The 20,009-nt window shown below is 76.7% G+C and carries 1 protein-coding gene; it reads right to left on the bottom strand.

Annotated elements, in window-relative coordinates:
* Positions 1–83: 83 nt before the first annotated feature.
* Positions 84–20,009, bottom strand: a complete 19,926-nt coding sequence (locus LG395_RS19445) for a non-ribosomal peptide synthase/polyketide synthase (protein ID WP_225810633.1) — start codon at positions 20,007–20,009, stop codon at positions 84–86.

Raw genomic sequence — 20,009 nt, 5'->3', positions numbered from 1 at the left:
GCGGGCGGTCGGGGCGCGGGGTGCGCGCGGCCCGTACCGGGGGGTGGTGCGCCGGTACGGGGCCTCGCGGGGCCGGAAGTGCGTCACCGGCCTCCCCTGGCGTGCCGGGCGATGTGCCGCAGGGCCTCGGCGAACTCCTCGGCCACCCGCCGTACGGTCGCGGTGTCGTGGACGCCGGGCCGGTGGTGCCAGGTGAAGGCGAGCCGGCCGTGCTGCACCGCGCCCACCACCTCCAGCAGGTGCGAGCCGGGGTCCCGGGGGTCGTGGTCCTGCCCGAGGGAGCCGTGCTCGGCGCGGACCAGGCCGCCCGACACGGTCTCGGGGCGGGCGTCCCACTGCCCGAGGTAGTTGAACACCACCTGGCTGTGTGCGCCGGCGCCGAGGCGTTCGCGGACCTCGGGCGGCCCGAAGGTGCGCAGCGCGCCGAAGCCGATGCCGTTGCCGGGTACGGCGCGCAGCTGGCGGCGCACCGCCTTCACCAGGGACCGCCAGTCGCGGTCGGAGCCGAGGTCGCCGGGGTCGGGCACCTGGACGGCGACCGGGTACACGGTGGTGAACCAGCCGACGGTGCGGGACAGGTCCACCCCGTCCAGCAGGTCCTCGCGGCCGTGGCCCTCCAGGTCCAGGCGGACCCGGTCGCGTCCGGTCCAGCGGGCCAGCGCCAGGGTGAGGGCGGTGAGCAGCACGTCGTTGACCCGGGTGCGGTAGGCGGTGGGTGCCGAGCGCAGCAGGGCCTCGGTGTCCTCCTCGCCGAGTTCCACGCTGACGGTGGCGGCCGGTCCGGTGGCGGCGGGTGCGGGTGGCGCGGGCTCGGTGTCCACCGCCTGCTCCCAGTACGGCAGTTCGTGGTCGAGGCCGCCTTCGGCGACGTACGCGGCCAGCCCTCGCGACCAGGCGCGGAAGCTGGTGCCGCGCTCCCCCAGCGTGACCGTCGCGCCCTCGAGGGCCTGCTGGTAGGCGGTTTCCAGGTCGTCGCGCAGGATGCGCCAGGAGACGGCGTCCACGACCAGGTGGTGGGCGACGAGGAGGAGGAACGCGGGCCGGCCGGGCTCCCCGGTGAACAGGGCCGCGCGCAGCTGCGGGCCCCGGGCCAGGTCGAAGCCGGCGTGCAGTTCGTCGGCGGCCTTGGCCATGGCGGCGTCGGCCTCCTCGGCGGACAGCCCGGTCAGGTCGTGGTGGACGAGGATGCCGGGACCGGCGGCGGGCGGCGGGTTGAACTGGTGCCAGCCGTCGGCGTCCCGGGTGAACCGCATGCGCAGCGCGTCGTGGTGCTCCAGCAGCGCGTCCAGGGCGGCGCGCAGCGCCCGCGGGTCGGGGGTGCCGTCCAGTTCCAGCAGAGCCGACTGGTTGAAGTGGTGGTGTGCGGCGCGCGGGGTGGTCAGGAACCACTTCTGGATCGGGGTGAGCGGCACCTCGCCGGTGACCGGGCCGTCCCCGGACCGCCCGGGCGCGGCGCGGACCACGGTGGCGAGGGCGGCCACGGTCTGGTGCGTGAACAGGTCGCGCGTGGCCACGTGCAGGCCGTCGCGGCGCAGCCGGGAGACGACCTGCATGCTCAGGATGGAGTCGCCGCCGAGCGCGAAGAAGTTGTCGTCGGCGCCGACCTCGTCGATGCCCAGGACATCGGCCCAGATGCGGGCGATCCGGCGTTCGGTGTCGCTGCGCGGCGCGGTCTTCGGGCCGTCCTCGTGCCGCGCGGGCCCGGGAGCGGGCAGGGCCCGCCGGTCCGTCTTGCCGTTCGGGGTGAGCGGCAGCCGGTCGAGCGGCACGAAGACGGACGGCACCATGTGCGGGGGCAGCAGCCCGGCCAGGTGCAGCCGCAACTCCCCGACGGGCAGCCGCGGCGCGCCGGCGGTGGGCCGGCCGGCGTCGGACGGACCGGTCGCCGGCGCGTCCGCGGCGCCCCCCTCGGCCGGAACCACGTAGGCGACCAGCCGGGACGGCGCGTCCGGCGTCTCCCCCGCGCGTACGGCCACGACCGCGTCCCGCACCAGCGGGCTGCGCCGCAGCGCGCTCTCGATCTCGCCGGGCTCGATGCGGAAGCCGCGCAGCTTGACCTGGTCGTCGGCGCGTCCGGCAAACCGGAGCCGGCCGTCGGCGGACCAGCGGACCAGGTCCCCGGTGCGGTACATCCGCTCCCCCGGCGCGCCGAACGGGTCGGGGACGAACCGCTGGGCGGTGAGTCCCGGCCGGCCCAGGTAGCCGCGGGCCAGCCCGGGTCCGGCGAGGTACAGCTCTCCGGTCACGCCGGGTGGTACGGGACGCAGGGCGGCGTCCAGCACGCGGACGCCGATGCCGCCGGCGGGGCGTCCGATGGACGGGGCGCCGGTGCCGGGGGTGAGCGGGCCGGTCCAGGTGGCGACGACGGTGGCCTCGGTCGGCCCGTAGGAGTTGATCATCCTGCGGCCGGGGGCCCAGGTGTCGACCAGGTCGGCCGGGCAGGCCTCGGCGCCCACGATGAGCGTGCGCAGGCGGGGCAGGGCGGCGGCGGTCTCCGCCGGGACGGTGGCCAGCGCCGCCGGGGGGATCAGGGCGTGGCTGACGCGGCGCTCGGCGAGCACCTCCGCCAGCCGCTCCCCGACCAGCGGTCCCTCCTCGCCGGTGACCAGCGCGGCCCCGCTGAGCAGGGAGACGCACAGCTCCAGCACGGAGGCGTCGAAGCTGGGCGAGGCGAACTGCAGGACCCGGTCGCCGGGGCCGGCCGCGTACTGCTCGGCGGCCGCCGCGGCGAAGGAGGCGAGGCCCCGGTGGGTGACCACCACGCCCTTCGGGGTGCCGGTGGAGCCGGAGGTGTAGATGACGTAGGCGGGGTGGGCGGGGGTGAGGGGCGCGGTGCGGTCGGGGTCCGTGGGTGCGGTGTCCGGTCCGTCGGCGGCCCACACCTGGGCCGGGTCGGCGAGGACCAGGTGGGCGCCCGCGTCCCGGATCATGAAGTCCCTGCGCTGCGGCGGGTAGGCGGGGTCGACGGGCAGGAAGGCGCCCCCGGCCTTGGCGACGGCGAGCTGGGCCACGACCGTCGCCGCCGAGCGGGGCAGCGCCAGGGCGACCACGCGCTCCGGTCCGACGCCGTCCCGGACGAGCCGGTGGGCCAGCCGGTTGGCCGCCCGGTCCACCTCCGCGTAGGTCAGCTCCCGGTCGCCGTCGGCCAGCGCGACCGCGTCCGGGGTACGCGCCGCCTGCCGCTCGAACAGGGCGGGCAGGGTGGTCTCGGGCACCGGGCGGAAGGTGCCGCGGCCCTGGTCGAGCAGGGTCTTCAGCTCGTCGCCGGTGGCCAGCGGCAGGGCGCCGAGCGGGCGGTCCGGGTCCTCGGCGACGGCGTGCAGCAGGGTGCCGAGCTGTCCGGCCATCCGGTCGGCGGTGGCCGGGTCGAACAGGTCGGTGTTGTAGGTGAGCAGGCCGTGCAGGGCTCCGTCGCCGGTCTCGGCGAACTCCAGGGTGAGGTCGAACGCGGCCTGCTCGGACTCCGGTTCGACGTCGGTGACGTCCAGGCCGGGCAGGTCGAGACCGGCGGACGGGGTGTTCTGGAGGACGACCATGACCTGGAAGAGGGGACTACGGCTGGTGTCGCGGACCGGGTCCACCGCGTCCACGACCCGTTCGAACGGCACGTCCTGGTGGGCGAAGGCGTCGAGGACGGTCTGCCGTACGGCGGTGAGGAAGTCGGTGAACGGCTCCTCCGCGCCGGCCCGGGAGCGCAGCACCAGGGTGTTGACGAAGAACCCGACGAGCCCCTGCGTCTCGGGCCGCTCGCGGCCGGAGGCGACGGTGCCCACGGTGATGTCCTCGGCGCCGGAGAGCCGGGCGAGGTAGGCCTGGGCCGCGGCGACGAGCGTGGTGAACAGGGTGGTGCCGTGGTCGCGGGCGAGCCGGGTCAGCCGCCGGACGGCCGGGGCGGGCACCACCAGCCGGGTGGTCGCGCCGGCGCTGGTGCGCACCGCCGGCCGGGGCCGGTCGGTGGGCAGCTCCAGCGGCTGGGTGTCCGCCAACTGCTGCTTCCAGTAGGCGAGGTGCTCGTCGGCGCCGGCGTCCCCGGTGCCGCGCTGCCAGCGCGCGTAGTCGGTGTACCGCACCGGCAGCGCCGGCAGTTCACCGTGTTCGGCGCCCAGTTGTGCGCGGTAGAGGTGGGCGAGGTCGCCGAGCAGGACGGAGGTGGACCAGCCGTCGGTGACGATGTGGTGCAGGGTGAGCGTGAACACGTGGTCGTTCTCGGCGAGCCGGATCAGACCGGTGCGCAGCAGCGGGCCCTGACGCAGGTCGAAGGGGCGGGAGCGTTCCTCGGCGAGCAGTCCGCGCAGGGCGGATTCGGGGTCGGCGGTGCGTGACAGGTCGCGCACGGGCAGCGGCACGTCGTGGGGCGGGTGGACGCGCTGGACGCCGTGCCCGTCGACGCTGTCGAAGGTGGTGCGCAGCGACTCGTGCCGGGCCGCCAGGGCGGTCAGGGCGGCGCGGAGCGCGCCGGTGTCCAGGTCGCCGCGCAGCCGGAGGGCGAGCGCGGTCACGTACTCGGCGCCGCCCGGGGCGAACTCCTCCAGGAACCACAGGCGTTGCTGGGCGTACGACATCGGCGCGGCCCCGTCCCGGCCGGCCGGGGTGATCGCCGACCGGCCGGTGCCCCGCCGGGCGTCGAGCAGCCGGGCCAGTCCCGCCGGGGTGGGGTGGCTGAACACCGCGCGCGGGGTGACGTCGGTGTCGAAGGTCTCGGCGAGCCGGGAGGCGAGCCGGATGCTGAGGATGGAGTCGCCGCCGAGCTGGAAGAAGTCGTCCTCCACGCCGGGCGGTTCGCTGCCCAGCACCTCGCCGAAGACGGCCGTCGTGCGGCGCTCGGCCTCGGTGCGGGGCTCGACCCGGGTGCGGCCCGGCAGGGCCTCGGGCGCGGGCAGCGCCGCGCGGTCGACCTTGCCGTTGCGGCTGAGCGGGAGGGCGGCGAGCGGGACGACGGCACCGGGGACGAGGTAGTCCGGCAGGGTGCGGGCGGCGAACTCCCGGAGCTCTTCGGCGTCCTGTCCGGCCGGTCCGACGACGTAGGCCACGAGCCGTCTGGCACCGGGCCGGTCCTCGCGGGCCAGCACGGCGACGTCCGCGACGCCCGGGTGGGCGGCGAGGGCGGCCTCGACCTCGCCGGGCTCCACCCGGAAGCCGCGTATCTTCACCTGGTCGTCGGCGCGGCCGAGGAACTCGACGGTGCCGTCCGGCCGTCGCCGGGCCAGGTCGCCGGTGCGGTACATCCGGGTGCCGGGCGGGCCGCAGGGGTCGGCGAGGAAGCGGGCCGCGGTGTCTCCGGGGCGGCCCAGATAGCCGCGGGCGACGCCCTCGCCCGCCACGTACAGCTCACCGGGGCAGCCCGGCGGTACGGGCCGCAGCCGGGCGTCGAGGACGTGCACCCGCATGTCGTCCAGCGGGTGGCCGATGGGGACGGTGCCGGGCACGGCCGCGGGGTCGGTGAGGGCGCAGGAGGTCGCGAAGGTGGTGGTCTCGGTGGGGCCGTAGCCGTCGACGACGGTCAGGCCGGGGCACGCGGCCAGCACCCGGCGCACGGCCGGGGCGGGGACGACGTCGCCGCCGGTCCACACCTGCCTCAGGCCGCGGAAGCAGTCGGGGGCGTCCTGCGCGAGCAGCCGGAACAGTCCGGCGGTCAGCCACAGGGCCGTCAGCTCGCCGTCGCCGGCCAGCCGGCGCACCAGGGCCGCGTCCACGCCGCCGTCCGGGGCCACGACGACGCGCCCGCCGTTCAGGAGCGGCGCCCACACCTCGAAGGTGGCGGCGTCGAAGGCCACCGGCGAGTGCAGCAGCACCCGCGCGCACGCGCCGTCGGCGAAGCGGCTGTCGGTGGCGAGTGCCGCCACGTCCCGGTGCCGTACGGCGACGGCCTTGGGCCGGCCGGTGGAGCCGGAGGTGAACATCACGTACGCCAGCCGGTCGGGGTCGGCGGCCGGTGCCGGCTCCTGCTGCGTGCCGGCGCCGGTGCGGGCGGCGGTCACCTCGGCCGGGGTGAGCCGGACGGTCGCGCCCGCCTGGGCGAGCAGGGTGCGGCGGCGCTCCTCGGGGGCCCGGGTGTCGACGGGGACGTAGGCGCCGCCGGCCATGAGCACGGCGAGCTGGGCGACGACGAGTTCGGCGGAGCGGTCCATCAGCAGCGCCACCCGCTCCTCGGCCGCCAGCCCGCCGGCCACCAGCCGGGCGGCCAGCGACGACGCCCAGTCGCTTAGTTGACCGTACGTCAGCTCGCGTGCGCCGTCGCTGACCGCGACCGCGTCCGGGGTGCGGCGGGCCTGCTCGGCGAACAGGTCCACCGGGCTGCGCGGGGCGGCCCGGCGGGCGGTGGTGTTCCACGCGGCCAGCAGGTCGCGGTCGCCGGGGGTGAGCAGGTCCAGGGCGGCCAGGTCGGTGTCGAACCCGTCGGCGAGGGCGGTGAGCAGGGCCGCCAGCCGGCCCGCGGCGCGCTCGGCGGTCTCGGGGTCGAACAGGGCGGGGTCGTAGGCCAGGTCGAAGGCGAGCCGTTCGGCCAGATGGGCGCGCAGGCACCAGGGGAAGGTGGTGGCGTCGTCGGCGCGCACCTCCTCGACGCGGACGCCGGTGCGGGCCGTGGCCGACTCGTCCACGGGGTAGTTCTCGAACACCACCATGCTGTCGAACAGCGCTTCTCCGGGCGGGACCTCGCTGACGGCCTGGATGCGGGGCAGGGCGAGGAAGTCGAAGCGGCGGGCGTCGCTCTGCCGGTCCTGGAGGCCGCGCAGCCACGGCAGCACGGGCCCGGCGGGGACGCGGACCCGGGCCGGCACGGTGTTGATGAACATGCCGATCATGCCTTCGACGCCGGGCAGTTCGGCCGGGCGGCCGGACACCGTGGTGCCGAACACCACGTCGTCCCGGCCGCTGGAGCGGGCCAGCAGCAGCGCCCAGGCCCCCTCCACGACGGTGTTGACGGTGAGTCCGGCGCGGGCGGCGCCCTCCCGCAGCCGGCGCGAGACCCGCGCGTCCAGTTCCTGGTGAACGGCGGCGGCGGAGCGGGCGCGGTGGGCCTCGGCGGGCGTGCGGTCGTACGGCAGCGGGGTGCGGGCGGTGAACCCGGCCAGGGCGTCGGCCCAGTACCGCTCGGCGGCCCGCTCGTCCTGGTCGCGCAGCCAGTGCAGGAAGTCCGCGAAGGGCCGCCGTACCGGGGGTGCCGGGTCGGGGCCGCCGGTGAGGGCGGCGTAGCGTTCGCACACCTCGGTGAGGAGCTGCCCGGTGCTCCAGCCGTCCAGGACGATGTGGTGCGTCGACCAGACCAGCAGCACCTCGTCGCCGGGCAGGGCGGCCAGGGTGAGGCGGGTCAGCGGCGCGGCGGTGAGGTCCATGCCCGCCGCGCGGTCCTCGGCGAGCAGCCGCTCGGTGGCCGCCGCGCGCCGCTCGGGTGTCAGCGCCCGCCAGTCGAGGTGGGTGACGGGCAGCTCGGCGTGCCGGTGGACCACCTGGACCGGGTGGGGCAGGCCCTGCCAGTGCACGCTGCTGCGCAGTACCGGGGTGCGGTCGGCGACCTGCTGCCAGGCGGCGGCGAACGCGCGCGGGTCGGCCACGCCGGACAGGCGTACGGCCGTACGGTCGAAGTAGGCGTGCTCGGTGTCCACGAGGCCGTGGAAGAGCATGCCGGACTGGAGCGGGGTGAGCGGCAGGACGTCCTCGACGTGCCGGCCGGTGCCGACGAGCCGGTCCAGCTGGTCCTGGCCGAGGCCGGCGAGCGGGAAGTCGGAGGGCGTACGGCCGCCCGCTCCGGGTCGGGCGCAGTGCGCCACGATGTCCCGGAGGGCCGCGAGCGTCTCGTCGGCTAGCCGGCGGACGGTGGCCTCGTCGTAGACGGCCGCCGGGTAGGTCCAGCCGAGTTCGAGGCGGCCCCGCTGGACCACTCCGGTGACGTCCAGCAGGTAGGGGCGGGGTTCGTCGGGGTCGGTGTCCCGGCCGGCCGGGGGCAGGGAGCCGCGCAGCAGCCCGCCGGTGCCGTCCGCGTCCCACTGGCCGTGGTAGTTGAACCCGATCAGCGGTGCCGGGGCGCCGGTGAGGGGGCTGCCCGGCAGGAGGTGGCGCAGGGCGCCGTGGCTCAGGCCGCGCAGCGGTACCGCGCGCAGCTGCTCCTTGACCGAGCGGAGGGTGTCGTGCCAGCCGGCGTCCGGGCCGACGCGCAGGGCGAGCGGGAACTCGGCGGTGAACCAGCCGACGGTCCGTGCCAGGTCGACGTCCGCGAACAGGTCCTCCCGGCCGTGCCCCTCCACGCCGAGCAGGACGGTGTCACGCCCGCACCAGCGTGTCAGGGTGCGGCCGAGGGCGCTGAGCAGGACGTCGTTGACCTGGGTGCGGTAGACCTCCGGTACCTGGCGCAGCAGGGCGTCGGTCGTCTCCGCCTCCAGCGTGACGGTGAGGGTGGCGGCGGTGCGGTGGGTGTTGGGGCCGGGCCGTCCGGCGGGCAGCCCGGCCGGGGCCGCGGCGGCGCGCGTCCAGTACGGCAGGTCCGCGTCCAGGGCGCCGGAGCGGGTGTGCCGGTCGAGCCGGGCGGCCCAGGTGCCGTAGGAGGTGCCCGTGGCGGGCAGTTCGCAGGGCCGGCCGGCCGCGGCGGCCGCGTGGGCGGTCTCCAGGTCGGCGAGCAGGATGCGCCAGGACACACCGTCGATCACCAGGTGGTGGGCGGTGATCACGAGTTGGCCCGCCCGCCGGGGGCCCCGGTCGAAGAAGAGGACGCGGACGACCCGGCCCTCGACGGGGTCGAGCGCGGCCTGCGCCTCCTCGGTGAGCCGCTGGACCTCGTTCTCCAGTGCCGTGTCGTCCAGCCCGGTGGCGTCGTGCCGGGTGAAGACTCCGTCCGGTGCCTCGGGCAGCACCTCCTGGCGCCAGCCGTCGGCGGTGTGGCGGAAGCGGGTGCGCAGGGCGGCGTGGTGGTCGACGAGGGCGTCGGCGGCGGTGCGCAGCGCCGGCTCGTTTGTGCCGGCGGCGAGTTCCAGGCGCTGGGTCATGGTGAACCGGAGCCGTCGGCCGGGGTCGCGGCCGTCGAGGTACCAGTGCTGGATCGGGGTCAGCGGTGCCTCGCCGGTCTCCTGCGCGGCGGCGGGAGCGGGCGCCGACTCCGTGACGCGCAGGGCGAGTTCGGCGACCGTCTGGTGGCGGAAGACGTCCTTGGTGGTGAGGGCGAGTCCGGTCTGCCGGGCGCGGGAGACGATCTGGATGCTGAGGATGGAGTCGCCGCCGAGCGCGAAGAAGTTGTCGCGCGCGCCGACGCGTTCGACGCCGAGCACCTCGGCCCAGATCGCGGCCAGGCGCTCCTCCGCGCCGGGCCGGGGGGCGACGTACGGGGTGGTGCTGTCGGGCTGCGCGGGCGGGGCGGGCAGGGCGCGCCGGTCGGTCTTGCCGCTGGTGGTGCGGGGGACGCGGGCCAGCGGGACGAACGCCGCGGGCACCATGTGGCCGGGCAGGGTACGGCGCAGGGCGAGGCGCAGGTCGTCGGCGGACGGCGTCCGGCCGGCGGCCGGCACCACGTAGCCGACGAGCATGGGGCGGCCGGCGTGGTCGCGCACGGCGACGGCTGCGTCGGCGACGTCCGGGTGGGCCAGGAGGGCGGCCTCGACCTCGCCCGGCTCGATGCGGAACCCGCGGATTTTGACCTGCTCGTCCACCCGGCCCAGGAACTCCAGCAGTCCCTCCCGGTCCCAGCGGACCCGGTCCCCGGTGCGGTACATCCGCTCCCCCGGTGCCCCGAAGGGGTCGGCGAGGAAGCGGGCGGCGGTGAGCCCGGGCCGGTTGAGATAGCCGCGGGCCACCTGGGCGCCGGCCAGGTACAGCTCGCCGGGCACGCCGGGCGGCACCGGCCGCAGGGCGCCGTCGAGGACGTACGCGCGCAGGTTGCCGCCGGGGCGGCCGATGACGGGGCGGTCGGGCCGGTCGGCGAAGCGGCCGTAGACGGCGTCGACGGTGCACTCGGTGGGGCCGTACATGTTGTACACGCTCACGTCCGACCGCTCCTCGGCCCGGACGAGTGCGCGCCAGTCGGCCGGGGTGACGGCCTCGCCGCCGACGAGCAGCAGGCGGGGGTGGTGGCGGCCGGGGGCGAGCAGGCCGGCGGCGGTCAGTTCGCGCAGGAAGGACGGGGTGACGTTCACCAGGTCGAGGCGGTGGGCGGCGACCTGGGCGCAGAACGCCTGCGGGTCCAGGCGTACGTCCTCGTCGACGAGGTGGACCTCGTGGCCGAGGGCGAGGAGCAGCGGCCCTTCCCAGGAGGTGTCGAAGGAGAAGGAGGCGCTGAGCGCGGCCCGCAGCCGCCGCCCGCCGCCGGTGTGCGGGGCGAGCAGGCCCGCCCGGTGGTCGTGGCACAGGTTGACGAGCTGCCGGTGCTCGACGGCGACGCCCTTGGGTCGGCCGGTGGAGCCGGAGGTGTAGACGATGTAGGCGGTGTGCTCGGGCCGCAGGGGCCGGACGCGGTCGGTGTCGGCCGGGTCGTGGGCGGGGAGCCGGTCCCAGGGCACCTCGCCCAGGCCGGTCAGCAGGGTGTGCGGCCGGGCGTCGGCGAGCAGGAGGTCCACCCGCTCCTCGGGGAGTCCGGGGTCCAGGCAGAGCAGGGTCGCGCCCGCCTTGAGGACCGCGAGCACCGCCACTACCAGGCCGGAGGTGCGCGGCAGCCGTACGGCGACCACGTCCTCGGGGCCGGCGCCCCGGGCGATCAGGTGGTGGGCCAGCCGGTTGGCGCGCTCGTTCAGCGCGGCGAAGTCCAGGGTGGTGTCGCGGGCCACCAGCGCGGTGTGGTGCGGGCCGCGGGCGGCCCGCTCCTCGAACAGGGCGGGGAAGGTGGTGTCCGGCTCGGGCAGCCGGGCGCCCTGCCCGTACCGCAGCACCTGGCGCCGTTCGTCCTCGGTCATCAGCGGCAGGCGGCCCACTGCCCGCTGCGGGTCCTCGGCGGCGGCCTCCAGCAGGACGCGCAGCCGGGCGGCCAGGCGTTCGGCGGTGCCGGCGTCGAAGAGGCCGGTGTTGTACTCCAGGTAGCCGGTGAGTGCGCCGTCGGTCTCCGTGAAGTCGAAGGCGAGGTCGAAGGTGGCGTTGCGGACCGGCGGGGTGACCGGCTCCACCGCAAGGCCGGGCAGCCGGGGCGGTGCGGCGCCGAGGTTGTGCAGGGCCACCATGACCTGGAACAGCGGGGTGCGGCTGGTGTCCCGCTCGGGCTGGAGGGCGTCCACCACGCGCTCGAAGGGCACCTCCTGGTGGGCGGACGCCTCCAGGACGGTGTCGCGCACCTCGGCCAGCAGCTCGCGGAAGGGCAGGTCGGGGCGGACCCGGGCGCGCAGCACCAGCGTGTTGACGAACATGCCGACCACGTCGTGCAGTTCGGGCCGTTCCCGGCCGGCGGTGACCGTGCCGACGGTGACGTCCTCCTGGCCGGCCCAGCGGGCGAGCAGGACCTGGCAGGCGGCCACGAGCGTCATGTAGAGGGTGGCGCCGGCCTCCCGGCCCCGCTCGCGCAGCCGCTCGGTGAGCGCGGCGGGCAGGGTGAAGGTCACCAGGGCGCCGTCGCGGGTGCGGACGGCCGGGCGGGGCCGGTCGGTGGGCAGCTCCAGCGGGGTGACGCCGTCCAGCGCGGTGCGCCAGTAGTCCAGTTCGGCTCCGGCCCGTTCGGCGCGGGCGCGCTGCCACGTGGCGTAGTCGGCGTAGCGGACCGGCAGGGCGGGCAGGTCGGGACGGCGGTCCTCCAGGGCCGCCGCGTACAGTTCGCCCAGGTCGCGGGCGAGTACACCGGCGGACCAGCCGTCCGTGACGATGTGGTGCAGGGCGAGGACGAGGACGTGTTCGTCGGCGGCGCAGCGGACCAGGCGGACGCGGAACAGCGGCCCGGTGGCCAGGTCGAAGGGGGTGGCGGCCTCGCGCTCCAGGAGGGCGTCCAGGGCGCTTTCCGTGCCGGGCTCGGCGAGGTCGTCGACCCGCAGGTCCACGGGGTGTGCGGGGCGGACGGACTGCCGGGCTCGGCCGTCCTGTTCGGTGAACGTGGTGCGCAGCGACTCGTGCCGGGCGACCAGGCCGTCCAGGGCGGTGCGCAGCGCCGGGGTGTCGAGCGGGCCGCGCAGCCGCAGCACGGACAGGGTCGTGTACTCGGTGCTGTCCGGCTCGAACCGGTCGAGGAACCACAGGCGTTGCTGGGCGTACGACAGGGGTGCCGGGGTGTCCGGGCCGGTGGCCGGGATGCCGTCCGCGGTGCTTCCGTCCCGGGGCTCGCCCAGCGCCGCCGCGAGGGCGGACAGCGTGGGGTGGGTGAACAGCAGCCGGGGCGAGACGTCCGTGCCGAAGGCGGCGCGCAGCCGGGAGGTGACGCGGACGGCGAGGATGGAGTCGCCGCCGAGCGCGAAGAAGTCGTCGTCGGCGCCGACCTCCCCGGCGTCCAGGACGTCCGCCCACGCCGCGGCGACCAGCCGCTCGGCCGGGGTGCGCGGCGGGGTCCGGGTGCCGTCGGCGGCGAAGCCGTCGGGGCCGGGCGCGGGCAGGGCGCGCCGGTCGAGCTTGCCGTTGACGGTGAGCGGCAGCGCGGCCATCGGCACGTACGCGGCCGGCACCATGTGCGCGGGCAGCAACCCCTCCAGGTGCGCGCGGAGTTCGGCGGCGGACGGCGGCGGCAGGACGCGGTCGCCGCTGCCGGTGCCGACGACGTGGGCGACCAGCCGGCGGGTGCCGGCGGAGTCCTCGTACACGCCGACGGTGGCCGCGCCCACGCCCGGGTGGCGGTGGAGGGCCGCCTCGATCTCCCCCGGCTCGATGCGGTAGCCGCGGATCTTGACCTGCTGGTCGGCGCGGCCCAGGTACTCCAGGGTGCCGTCGGCCCGCCAGCGGGCCCGGTCGCCGGTGCGGTACATGCGCGTGCCGGGCCGGCCGAACGGGTCGGCGGGGAAGCGGGTCGCGGTGAGGCCGGGCCGGTTCAGGTAGCCGCGGGCCAGGCCCTCGCCGGCGACGAACAGCTCGCCGACGGCGCCGGGCGGCACCGGCCCCAGCGCGTCGTCCAGGACGTACAGCCGCAGGTCGGGGATGCCCGTTCCGATGGGGCTCGCGGTGCCGGCGCGGGCCGCGCGGCGGTCCAGCGCGGCGTAGGTGACGTGCACGGTCGTCTCCGTGATGCCGTACATGTTCACCAGGCGGGGCGCGGTGTCCGGGTGGCGGGCGTACCAGTCGCCGAGCCGGGCCACGTCCAGGGCCTCGCCGCCGAAGACCACCGTGCGCAGCGCCAGCCGCGCGCTGACGTCGGGCAGTTCGGCGTCGGCGCGGATCAGCGGGTAGAAGGCGGAGGGGGTCTGGTTGAGGACGGTGACCCGCTCGTCGGCGAGCAGGCGCAGGAAGTCCTCCGGGGAGCGGGCGGTGTCCTCGGGGACGACGACGAGCCGGCCGCCGTGCAGCAGCGGGCCCCACAGCTCCCACACCGAGAAGTCGAAGGCGTAGGAGTGGAACAGGGTCCACACGTCGTCGGGTCCGAAGCCGAACCAGGGCGTGGTGCGGGTGAACAGCCGGACCACGTTGGCGTGCGGGACGACGACGCCCTTGGGCCGGCCGGTGGAGCCGGAGGTGAAGATGGCGTACGCGGGGCTCTCGGGCAGCGCGCGGCGGACCGGGCCGGCGGCCGGGCGGCGGGCCAGGTCGGCGCGGACGCCCGGGTCGTCCAGCCGCAGGACCGGCACGGCCGTGTCGACGGCGGTGCCGGTGGTGGTCACCACCATCACCGGCGCGGCGTCGGCGAGCAGGTCCCGGACGCGCTCGGCGGGCAGCGCGGGGTCGACGGGCAGGTAGGCGGCGCCGGTCCTGAGGACGGCGAGGACGGCCACGACGAGGTCGGTGGAGCGGGGCAGCGCGAGCGCCACGAACGTCTCGGGCCCGGCGCCGAGTTCGGCGAGCCGGTGGGCGAGCCGTCCGGAACGCGCGTCCAGGGTGGCGTAGTCCAGCCGGTCGTCGCCGCAGGCGACGGCCTCGGCGTGCGGGGTGCGGGCGGCCTGGGCGGTGAAGAGGGCGTCCAGGGTGTCGGCGGGCCGGCCCTCCTCGGTGCCGTTCCAGTCGGCCAGCATCCGGCGCCGCTCCTCGGCGGTCGTCCAGGCGAGCGCGCGCACGGGCCGGTCCGGGTCGTCGGCCAGCTCGGTCAGCAGCAGGCACAGCCGGCCGGCGAGGGCGCGCACGGTCGCGGCGTCGAACAGAGCGGGGTCGTAGGCGAGGTCGAAGCCGAACCGTTCGCCCTGGTAGGCGCGCAGCACGAGGGCGTAGTTGGTGGCGTCGCGGGCGGACACGTCCGCCAGGCGTATCCCGGTGCCGGCCGAACGGGCCTGGTCGAAGGGGTAGTTCTCGAAGGCCACCATGCTGTCGAACAGGGGGCTGCCGGCGGGTACGTCGCTCAGCGAGGTCAGCTCGGCGAGGGACACCGCGGCGTACCGCCGTGCCTCGGCCTGCGCCTCCTGGAGCTCCCGGAGCCAGGCGGTGGCGGTACGGCCGCCGTCCACGCGGACGCGGGTGGGCAGGGTGTTGATGAACATGCCGACCATCGACTCGACGCCGGGCAGGTCGTCGGGGCGTCCGGAGACGGTGGTCCCGAACAGCACGTCCCGCTCGGCGCCGTAGCGGGACAGCAGCAGCGCCCAGGCGCCCTGCACCACGGTGCCGAGGGTGAGTCCCGCCGCGCGGGCGGTGCGCGCCAGCCGGGCCGAGACCTCCGCGGAGAGCCCGGCCGTGTGCACGCCCGCGGAACGGGTCTCGTGGCCGGGGCGGCGGACGCGGTCGGCGGGCAGCGGGGTGGGGGTGGCGAATCCGGCGAGGACGGTCCGCCAGTGCGCCGTCGCGGCCTCGGTGTCCTGGCCGGCCAGCCAGCGCACGTAGTCGGCGAACGGCCGCCGTACCGGGGGCCGGTGCCCGGTGCCGGTGGTGAGCGCCGTGTACTCCTCGAAGACGTCGGTGAGCACCTGGGCCAGGCTCCAGCCGTCCAGGATCAGATGGTGGGAGGTCCACAGCAGCTGGAGCCGTTCCCCGGGCAGCCGGACGAGCGTGAGCCGCATCAACGGGGCCGTGCCGAGGTCCAGGCCGCGCGCGAGGTCGTCGGCGCGCAGCCGGTCCAGCCGCTCGGCCCGCTCCCCCGCCTCCACCTCCCGCCAGTCCACGTGCTCCACGGGCACGGTGACACGGCGGTGCACGACCTGGAGCGGCACCGGCACGTCCTCCCACACCACCGAGGTGCGCAGCGCGGGCGTGCGGTCGGTCACGCGCTGCCAGGCCAGGGCGAGGGCGTCGGGGTCGCCCACCCCGTCGAGCAGGAGCGCGGCCTGGTCGAGGTACACGTCGTCGGGTCCGCCGACCAGCCGGTGGAAGAGCATGCCCTCCTGGAGCGGGGTGAGCGGCAGCAGGTCCTCCACGTCCCGGCCGTCGCCGGCCAGGCGGTCCACGCCGGCCTGGTCCAGCCGGGCCAGCGGGAAGTCGGAGGGGGTACGGCCGCCCGCGCCGGGCCGGGCGCAGTGCTCGGCGACGGCGGCGAGCGCCCGCACCATGCCGTCGGCCAGCCGCCGTACGGTGCCGGCCCGGTGCACCTGGTCGCTGTAGTGCCAGGTGATCTCCAGTTCGCCGTCGGCGACCAGCGCGGAGACGTCGAGGAGGTGGTCCAGCGGCGCCCCGGGGTCCATGTCCTGGCCGGGCACGTCGGCGACGGGTGCGAAGTCCCCGCCGGCGGGCGCCTCCCACTGGCCGTGGTAGGTGAAGCAGACCTGGGGCAGAGGGAGTTGACCGAGGGCTCGCGCCTCGGGCCGGGGCGAGCCGAGGTGGCCGAGGGCCTGGTAGCCGAGACCGCGGCGGGGCACGGCGCGCAGCCGCTCCTTGACGGCCTTGAGGGTGGCTCCCCAGTCCCGCGGACCCGCCGGGGTCAGGGTGACCGGGTACTGGGTGGTGAACCAGCCGACCGTGCGTGACAGGTCGGCGCCCTCGGCCAGTTCCTCCTCCCGGCCGTGGCCCTCCAGGGCGACGGTCACCCGGTCCTCGCCCGTCCAGTCGGCCAGCACCCGGGCGAGCGCGCTCAGCAGCACGTCGTTGACCTGGGTGCGGTAGACGCCCGGCACCCGCCGCAGCAGCGCCTCGGTGGTGGCCCGGTCCACCCGGGTGCGGACGGTGCGCACGGACCCGGCGAGCGGGGTGCCGGGCAGGTCGACGGGGAGCGGGGTGCGCGGCGGCGCGGTCTCCCGCGTCCAGTGGGGCAGGTCGTCGTCCAGGCCGCCGGCCCGCACCCGCTCGGCCAGGTCGCGCGCCCAGTCGGCGAACGGGGTGTGCTCGGGCTCCAGCCGGGGTTCCTCCCCGGCCGCGGCCTGCCGGTAGGCCTGCGCCAGGTCGGTGAGCAGCACCCGCCAGGAGACGCTGTCGACGGCCAGGTGGTGGGCGGTGAGGAACAGGCGCGGGCGCCCCTCGCCGGTGAGCAGGGCCGCGCGCAGCAGCGTCCCGGTGGCCGGGTCCAGGGCGGCGCGGGCGGCGTCGGCGGCCTCGGCGGGCGGGGTGCCGGGGCCGTGGCGGGTCAGCAGTCCGCCGGCCGGGCCGGTGCCGGGGTGCTGCCGCCAGGTGTCCCCGGTGCGGCTGAAGCGGGCGCGCAGGGCGGGGTGCGCGTCCACCACGGCGTCCAGCGCCCGTCGCAGTGCCGGCTCGTCGAGGTCCTGGGGCAGGTCGAGCAGCATCGACATGCTGAAGTGCCGCAGCGGGCCGTGTGTGGCGAAGAACCACTCCTGGACCGGGGTGAGCGGGGCGGGCCCGTCCTCGCGGGGGCGCCGGGGCGCGGGCAGGCCGGGGGCGCGGCGGGCCGCGGCGGCGGCCAGGTCGGCGACCGTCTGGTGCCGGAAGACGTCCTGCGAGCCGATCCCGAGGCCCGCCGCGCGGGCCCGGGAGACGGCCTGGATGCTCAGGATCGAGTCGCCGCCCAGCTCGAAGAAGTTGTCCGTGACACCGACCCGGTCCACGCCGAGCACCTCGGCCCACACGGCGGACAGCGTCTCCTCCTCCGGCGTACGGGGAGCGACGAACTCCCGCTCTGCGACGGTGGTCTCGGGCGCGGGCAGGGCACGGCGGTCGAGTTTGCCGCTGGTGGTCAGCGGCAGCGCGTCCAGCGGGGTGAAGGAGGACGGCACCAGCGCGTCGGGCAGCACCCGGCGCAGGGCCGCGCGCAGGTCGGCGGGGACGGGGCGGGGCGCGCCGGGCGCGGGGACGACGTAGGCGGCGAGGCGGGTGTGGCCGTGCGCGTCGGGTACGGCGGCGACCGCCGCGGCGGCGATGCCGGGCAGCGCGAGCAGGGCGGCCTCGATCTCGCCGGGCTCGATGCGGTGGCCGCGCACCTTGACCTGGTCGTCGGCGCGTCCCAGGTAGTCCAGGCGGCCGTCGGGGGTCCAGCGGGCCAGGTCGCCGGTGCGGTACATGCGGGTGCCGGGCGGCCCGTAGGGGTCGGCGAGGAAGCGGGCGGCGGTCAGGCCGGGGCGGCCGGTGTAGCCCCGGGCCAGCTGGGGGCCCGCGAGGTACAGTTCGCCGCCGACACCGGGCGGCACCGGGCGGAGCCGGTCGTCCAGCACGTAGGCACGCACCCCGGCCAGGGGGCGGCCGACCAGGGGGCGGTCGCCCTGGATGCGGCAGGACAGCGCGTCGACGGTGCATTCGGTGGGGCCGTAGAAGTTGTGGGCGGTCACGTCGGGGTGGGCGGCCAGTTCACGCCAGAGCGCGGGCCCGACCGCCTCGCCGCCGAGCATGAGGACCCGGGGGCGGTGCCGGGGGTCGGCGAGCAGCCCGGCGGGCAGCAGCTGGCGCAGGTAGGACGGGGTGACGTCGAGGAAGTCGACGCGGTTGTCGACGACGTACGCGACCAGGGCGGCCGGGTCCATCCGGGTGGTCTCGTCGACCAGGTGCAGCGGGTGGCCGTCGGCCAGCAGCAGGACGCCTTCGAGGGAGGTGTCGAAGGAGAAGGACGCGGTGAGCGCGACCCGCAGCGGGCCGCCGCCCGCCTCGGCGACGAACCCGGCCCGGTGCGCGGCCAGCAGGTGCGCCGCCGAGCGGTGGGACACGGCGACACCCTTGGGGCGGCCGGTGGAGCCGGAGGTGTGGATGACGTACGCGAGGTGCCCGGGGTCCAGCGGCGCGCGCCGGTCGGCGTCGGTGGGGTCGGTGTCCGGGGCGCCCGCGGGTACGGCGCGCAGGGCGGCCTCGTCCAGGACCAGGGCCGGGCGGGTGTCGTCCAGCAGGTACCGGACGCGCTCCTCGGGGAGGGCCGGGTCCAGCGGCAGGTAGCCGGCGCCGGACTTCCAGACGGCGAGGATGGCGGTGATCATGTCCGCGGTGCGCGGCAGCCGCAGCGCGACCAGCCGTTCGGGGCCGGCGCCGAGCGCGATGAGGTGGTGGGCGAGCCGGTTGGCGCGGGCGTTGAGGGTGGCGTAGTCCAGCCGTTCGCCGCCCGCGACGAGGGCGAGGGCGCCTGGGGTGCGGGCCGCCCGGCGCTCGAAGACCTCCGGGTGGACGAGGTCGTCCACGGCGTGCCGGGGGCCGGTGCTCCAGTCGCGCAGGACACGCCGTGTCTCGTCCTCGGACAGCAGCGGCAGGGCGCCCAGCGGGCGGTCCGGTGCCTCGGCCGCGCCCTCCAGCAGGCGCAGCAGCTGCCCGGCGAGCCGCTCGGCCGTGGCCGGGTCGAACAGGTCGGTGCGGTACTCCAGCAGACCGGCGAGACCCGTGCCGTCGGGCACGAACTCGATGCTCAGGTCGAAGGTGGCCGCCTGCCGGGGCACGGTGACCGGGGTGGTGGCGAGGCCGTGCGGGGCGGTCGCGGCGGGCGGGTCGGGGTGCAGCAGGACCATCACGTCGAACAGCGGGTTGCGGCCCGCCTCGCGGGGTGCGCCGACGGCCTCCACGACCCGCTCGAACGGGGTGTCGCCGTGGGCGAAGGCGTCGTTGACCGTGCCGGCCGTCCTGGCGAGCAGGTCGCGGAAGGAACCGGACGCGTCCACCGGGGTGCGCAGCACGACGGTGTTCACGAAGAAGCCGACGGTCCGTTCGAGGTCGGTGCGGGACCGGCCGGGGGTGAGGGAGCCGACCGTGATGTCGTCCTGGCCGGACCAGCGGGCCAGCAGGGCCTGGGTGGCGGCGACCAGGGCGGTGTGGAGGGTGCTGTGCTGTTCCGCGGCGAGGTCGCGCAGCCGTGCGGTGAGGGCGGCGGGGACGGTGAAGGTGTGGACGGCGCCCGCGCCCGCCTCCTCGCCGCGCCGGGGCCGGTCCAGGGGCAGTTCGGGTGCCACCGCACCCGCCAGCTGCCGTCTCCAGTGGTCGAGATGGCGTTCGAGGCGGGGACCGGAGAGCTGTTCGCGCTGCCACACCGCGAAGTCCGGGTACTGCGTGGCGACCGGGGGCAGGTCCGGCCGGGTGCCGCGCGCGAGGGCGTCGTAGGCGGTGCACAGCTCGTCGAGGACCACGCCCATCGACCAGCCGTCCGTGACGATGTGATGGGCGGTCAGCAGCAGGACGTGCGAGGTCGCCGACTCGCGCAGCAGCAGGGCGCGCAGCAGCGGCCCGTGCCGCAGGTCGAAGGGGCGGGAGTACTCCCCGAGCAGGTCCGCGTCCAGGTCGCCGGCGTCCCGCACCGGCAGCGGCACCGGGCCCGCCGGGCGGACGCGCTGCACCGGCAGGCCGTCGGTCTCCTCGAACTCGGTGCGCAGGGCCTCGTGCCGGGCGACGACGGCGGCGAGCGCCTCGCTCAGCGCCGTGTGGTCCAGCGCGCCGGTCAGGCGGAGGGCGACGGCGCTGTTGTAGCGGGCGTCGCCGGGGCGCAGCCGGTCCAGGAACCACAGCCGCTGCTGCGCGGACGACAGCGGCAGCGGGCGGTCGCGGTCGGCGCGCGGGATGCCCTGCCGGGCGGCCGGGGCCGTGCCGCCGGCCCGTCCGGCGAGCCGCCGCCGCAGCGCCTCCCGCAGTTCCTCGGGCAGCGCCTCGGCACGGTCCCGCTTGGAGGGCCGCGCGGAGCCGGAGGGGTTCGAAGGGGTCGAAGACGTCAT

Origin of the sequence: Streptomyces spinosus (genome assembly GCF_020400655.1) — a bacterium.
Classification (GTDB): Bacteria; Actinomycetota; Actinomycetes; order Streptomycetales; family Streptomycetaceae; genus Streptomyces; species Streptomyces argyrophylli.
The sequence above is the reverse complement of the archived record's forward strand: the minus strand, read 5'-3'. Positions and strand labels throughout refer to the sequence as shown.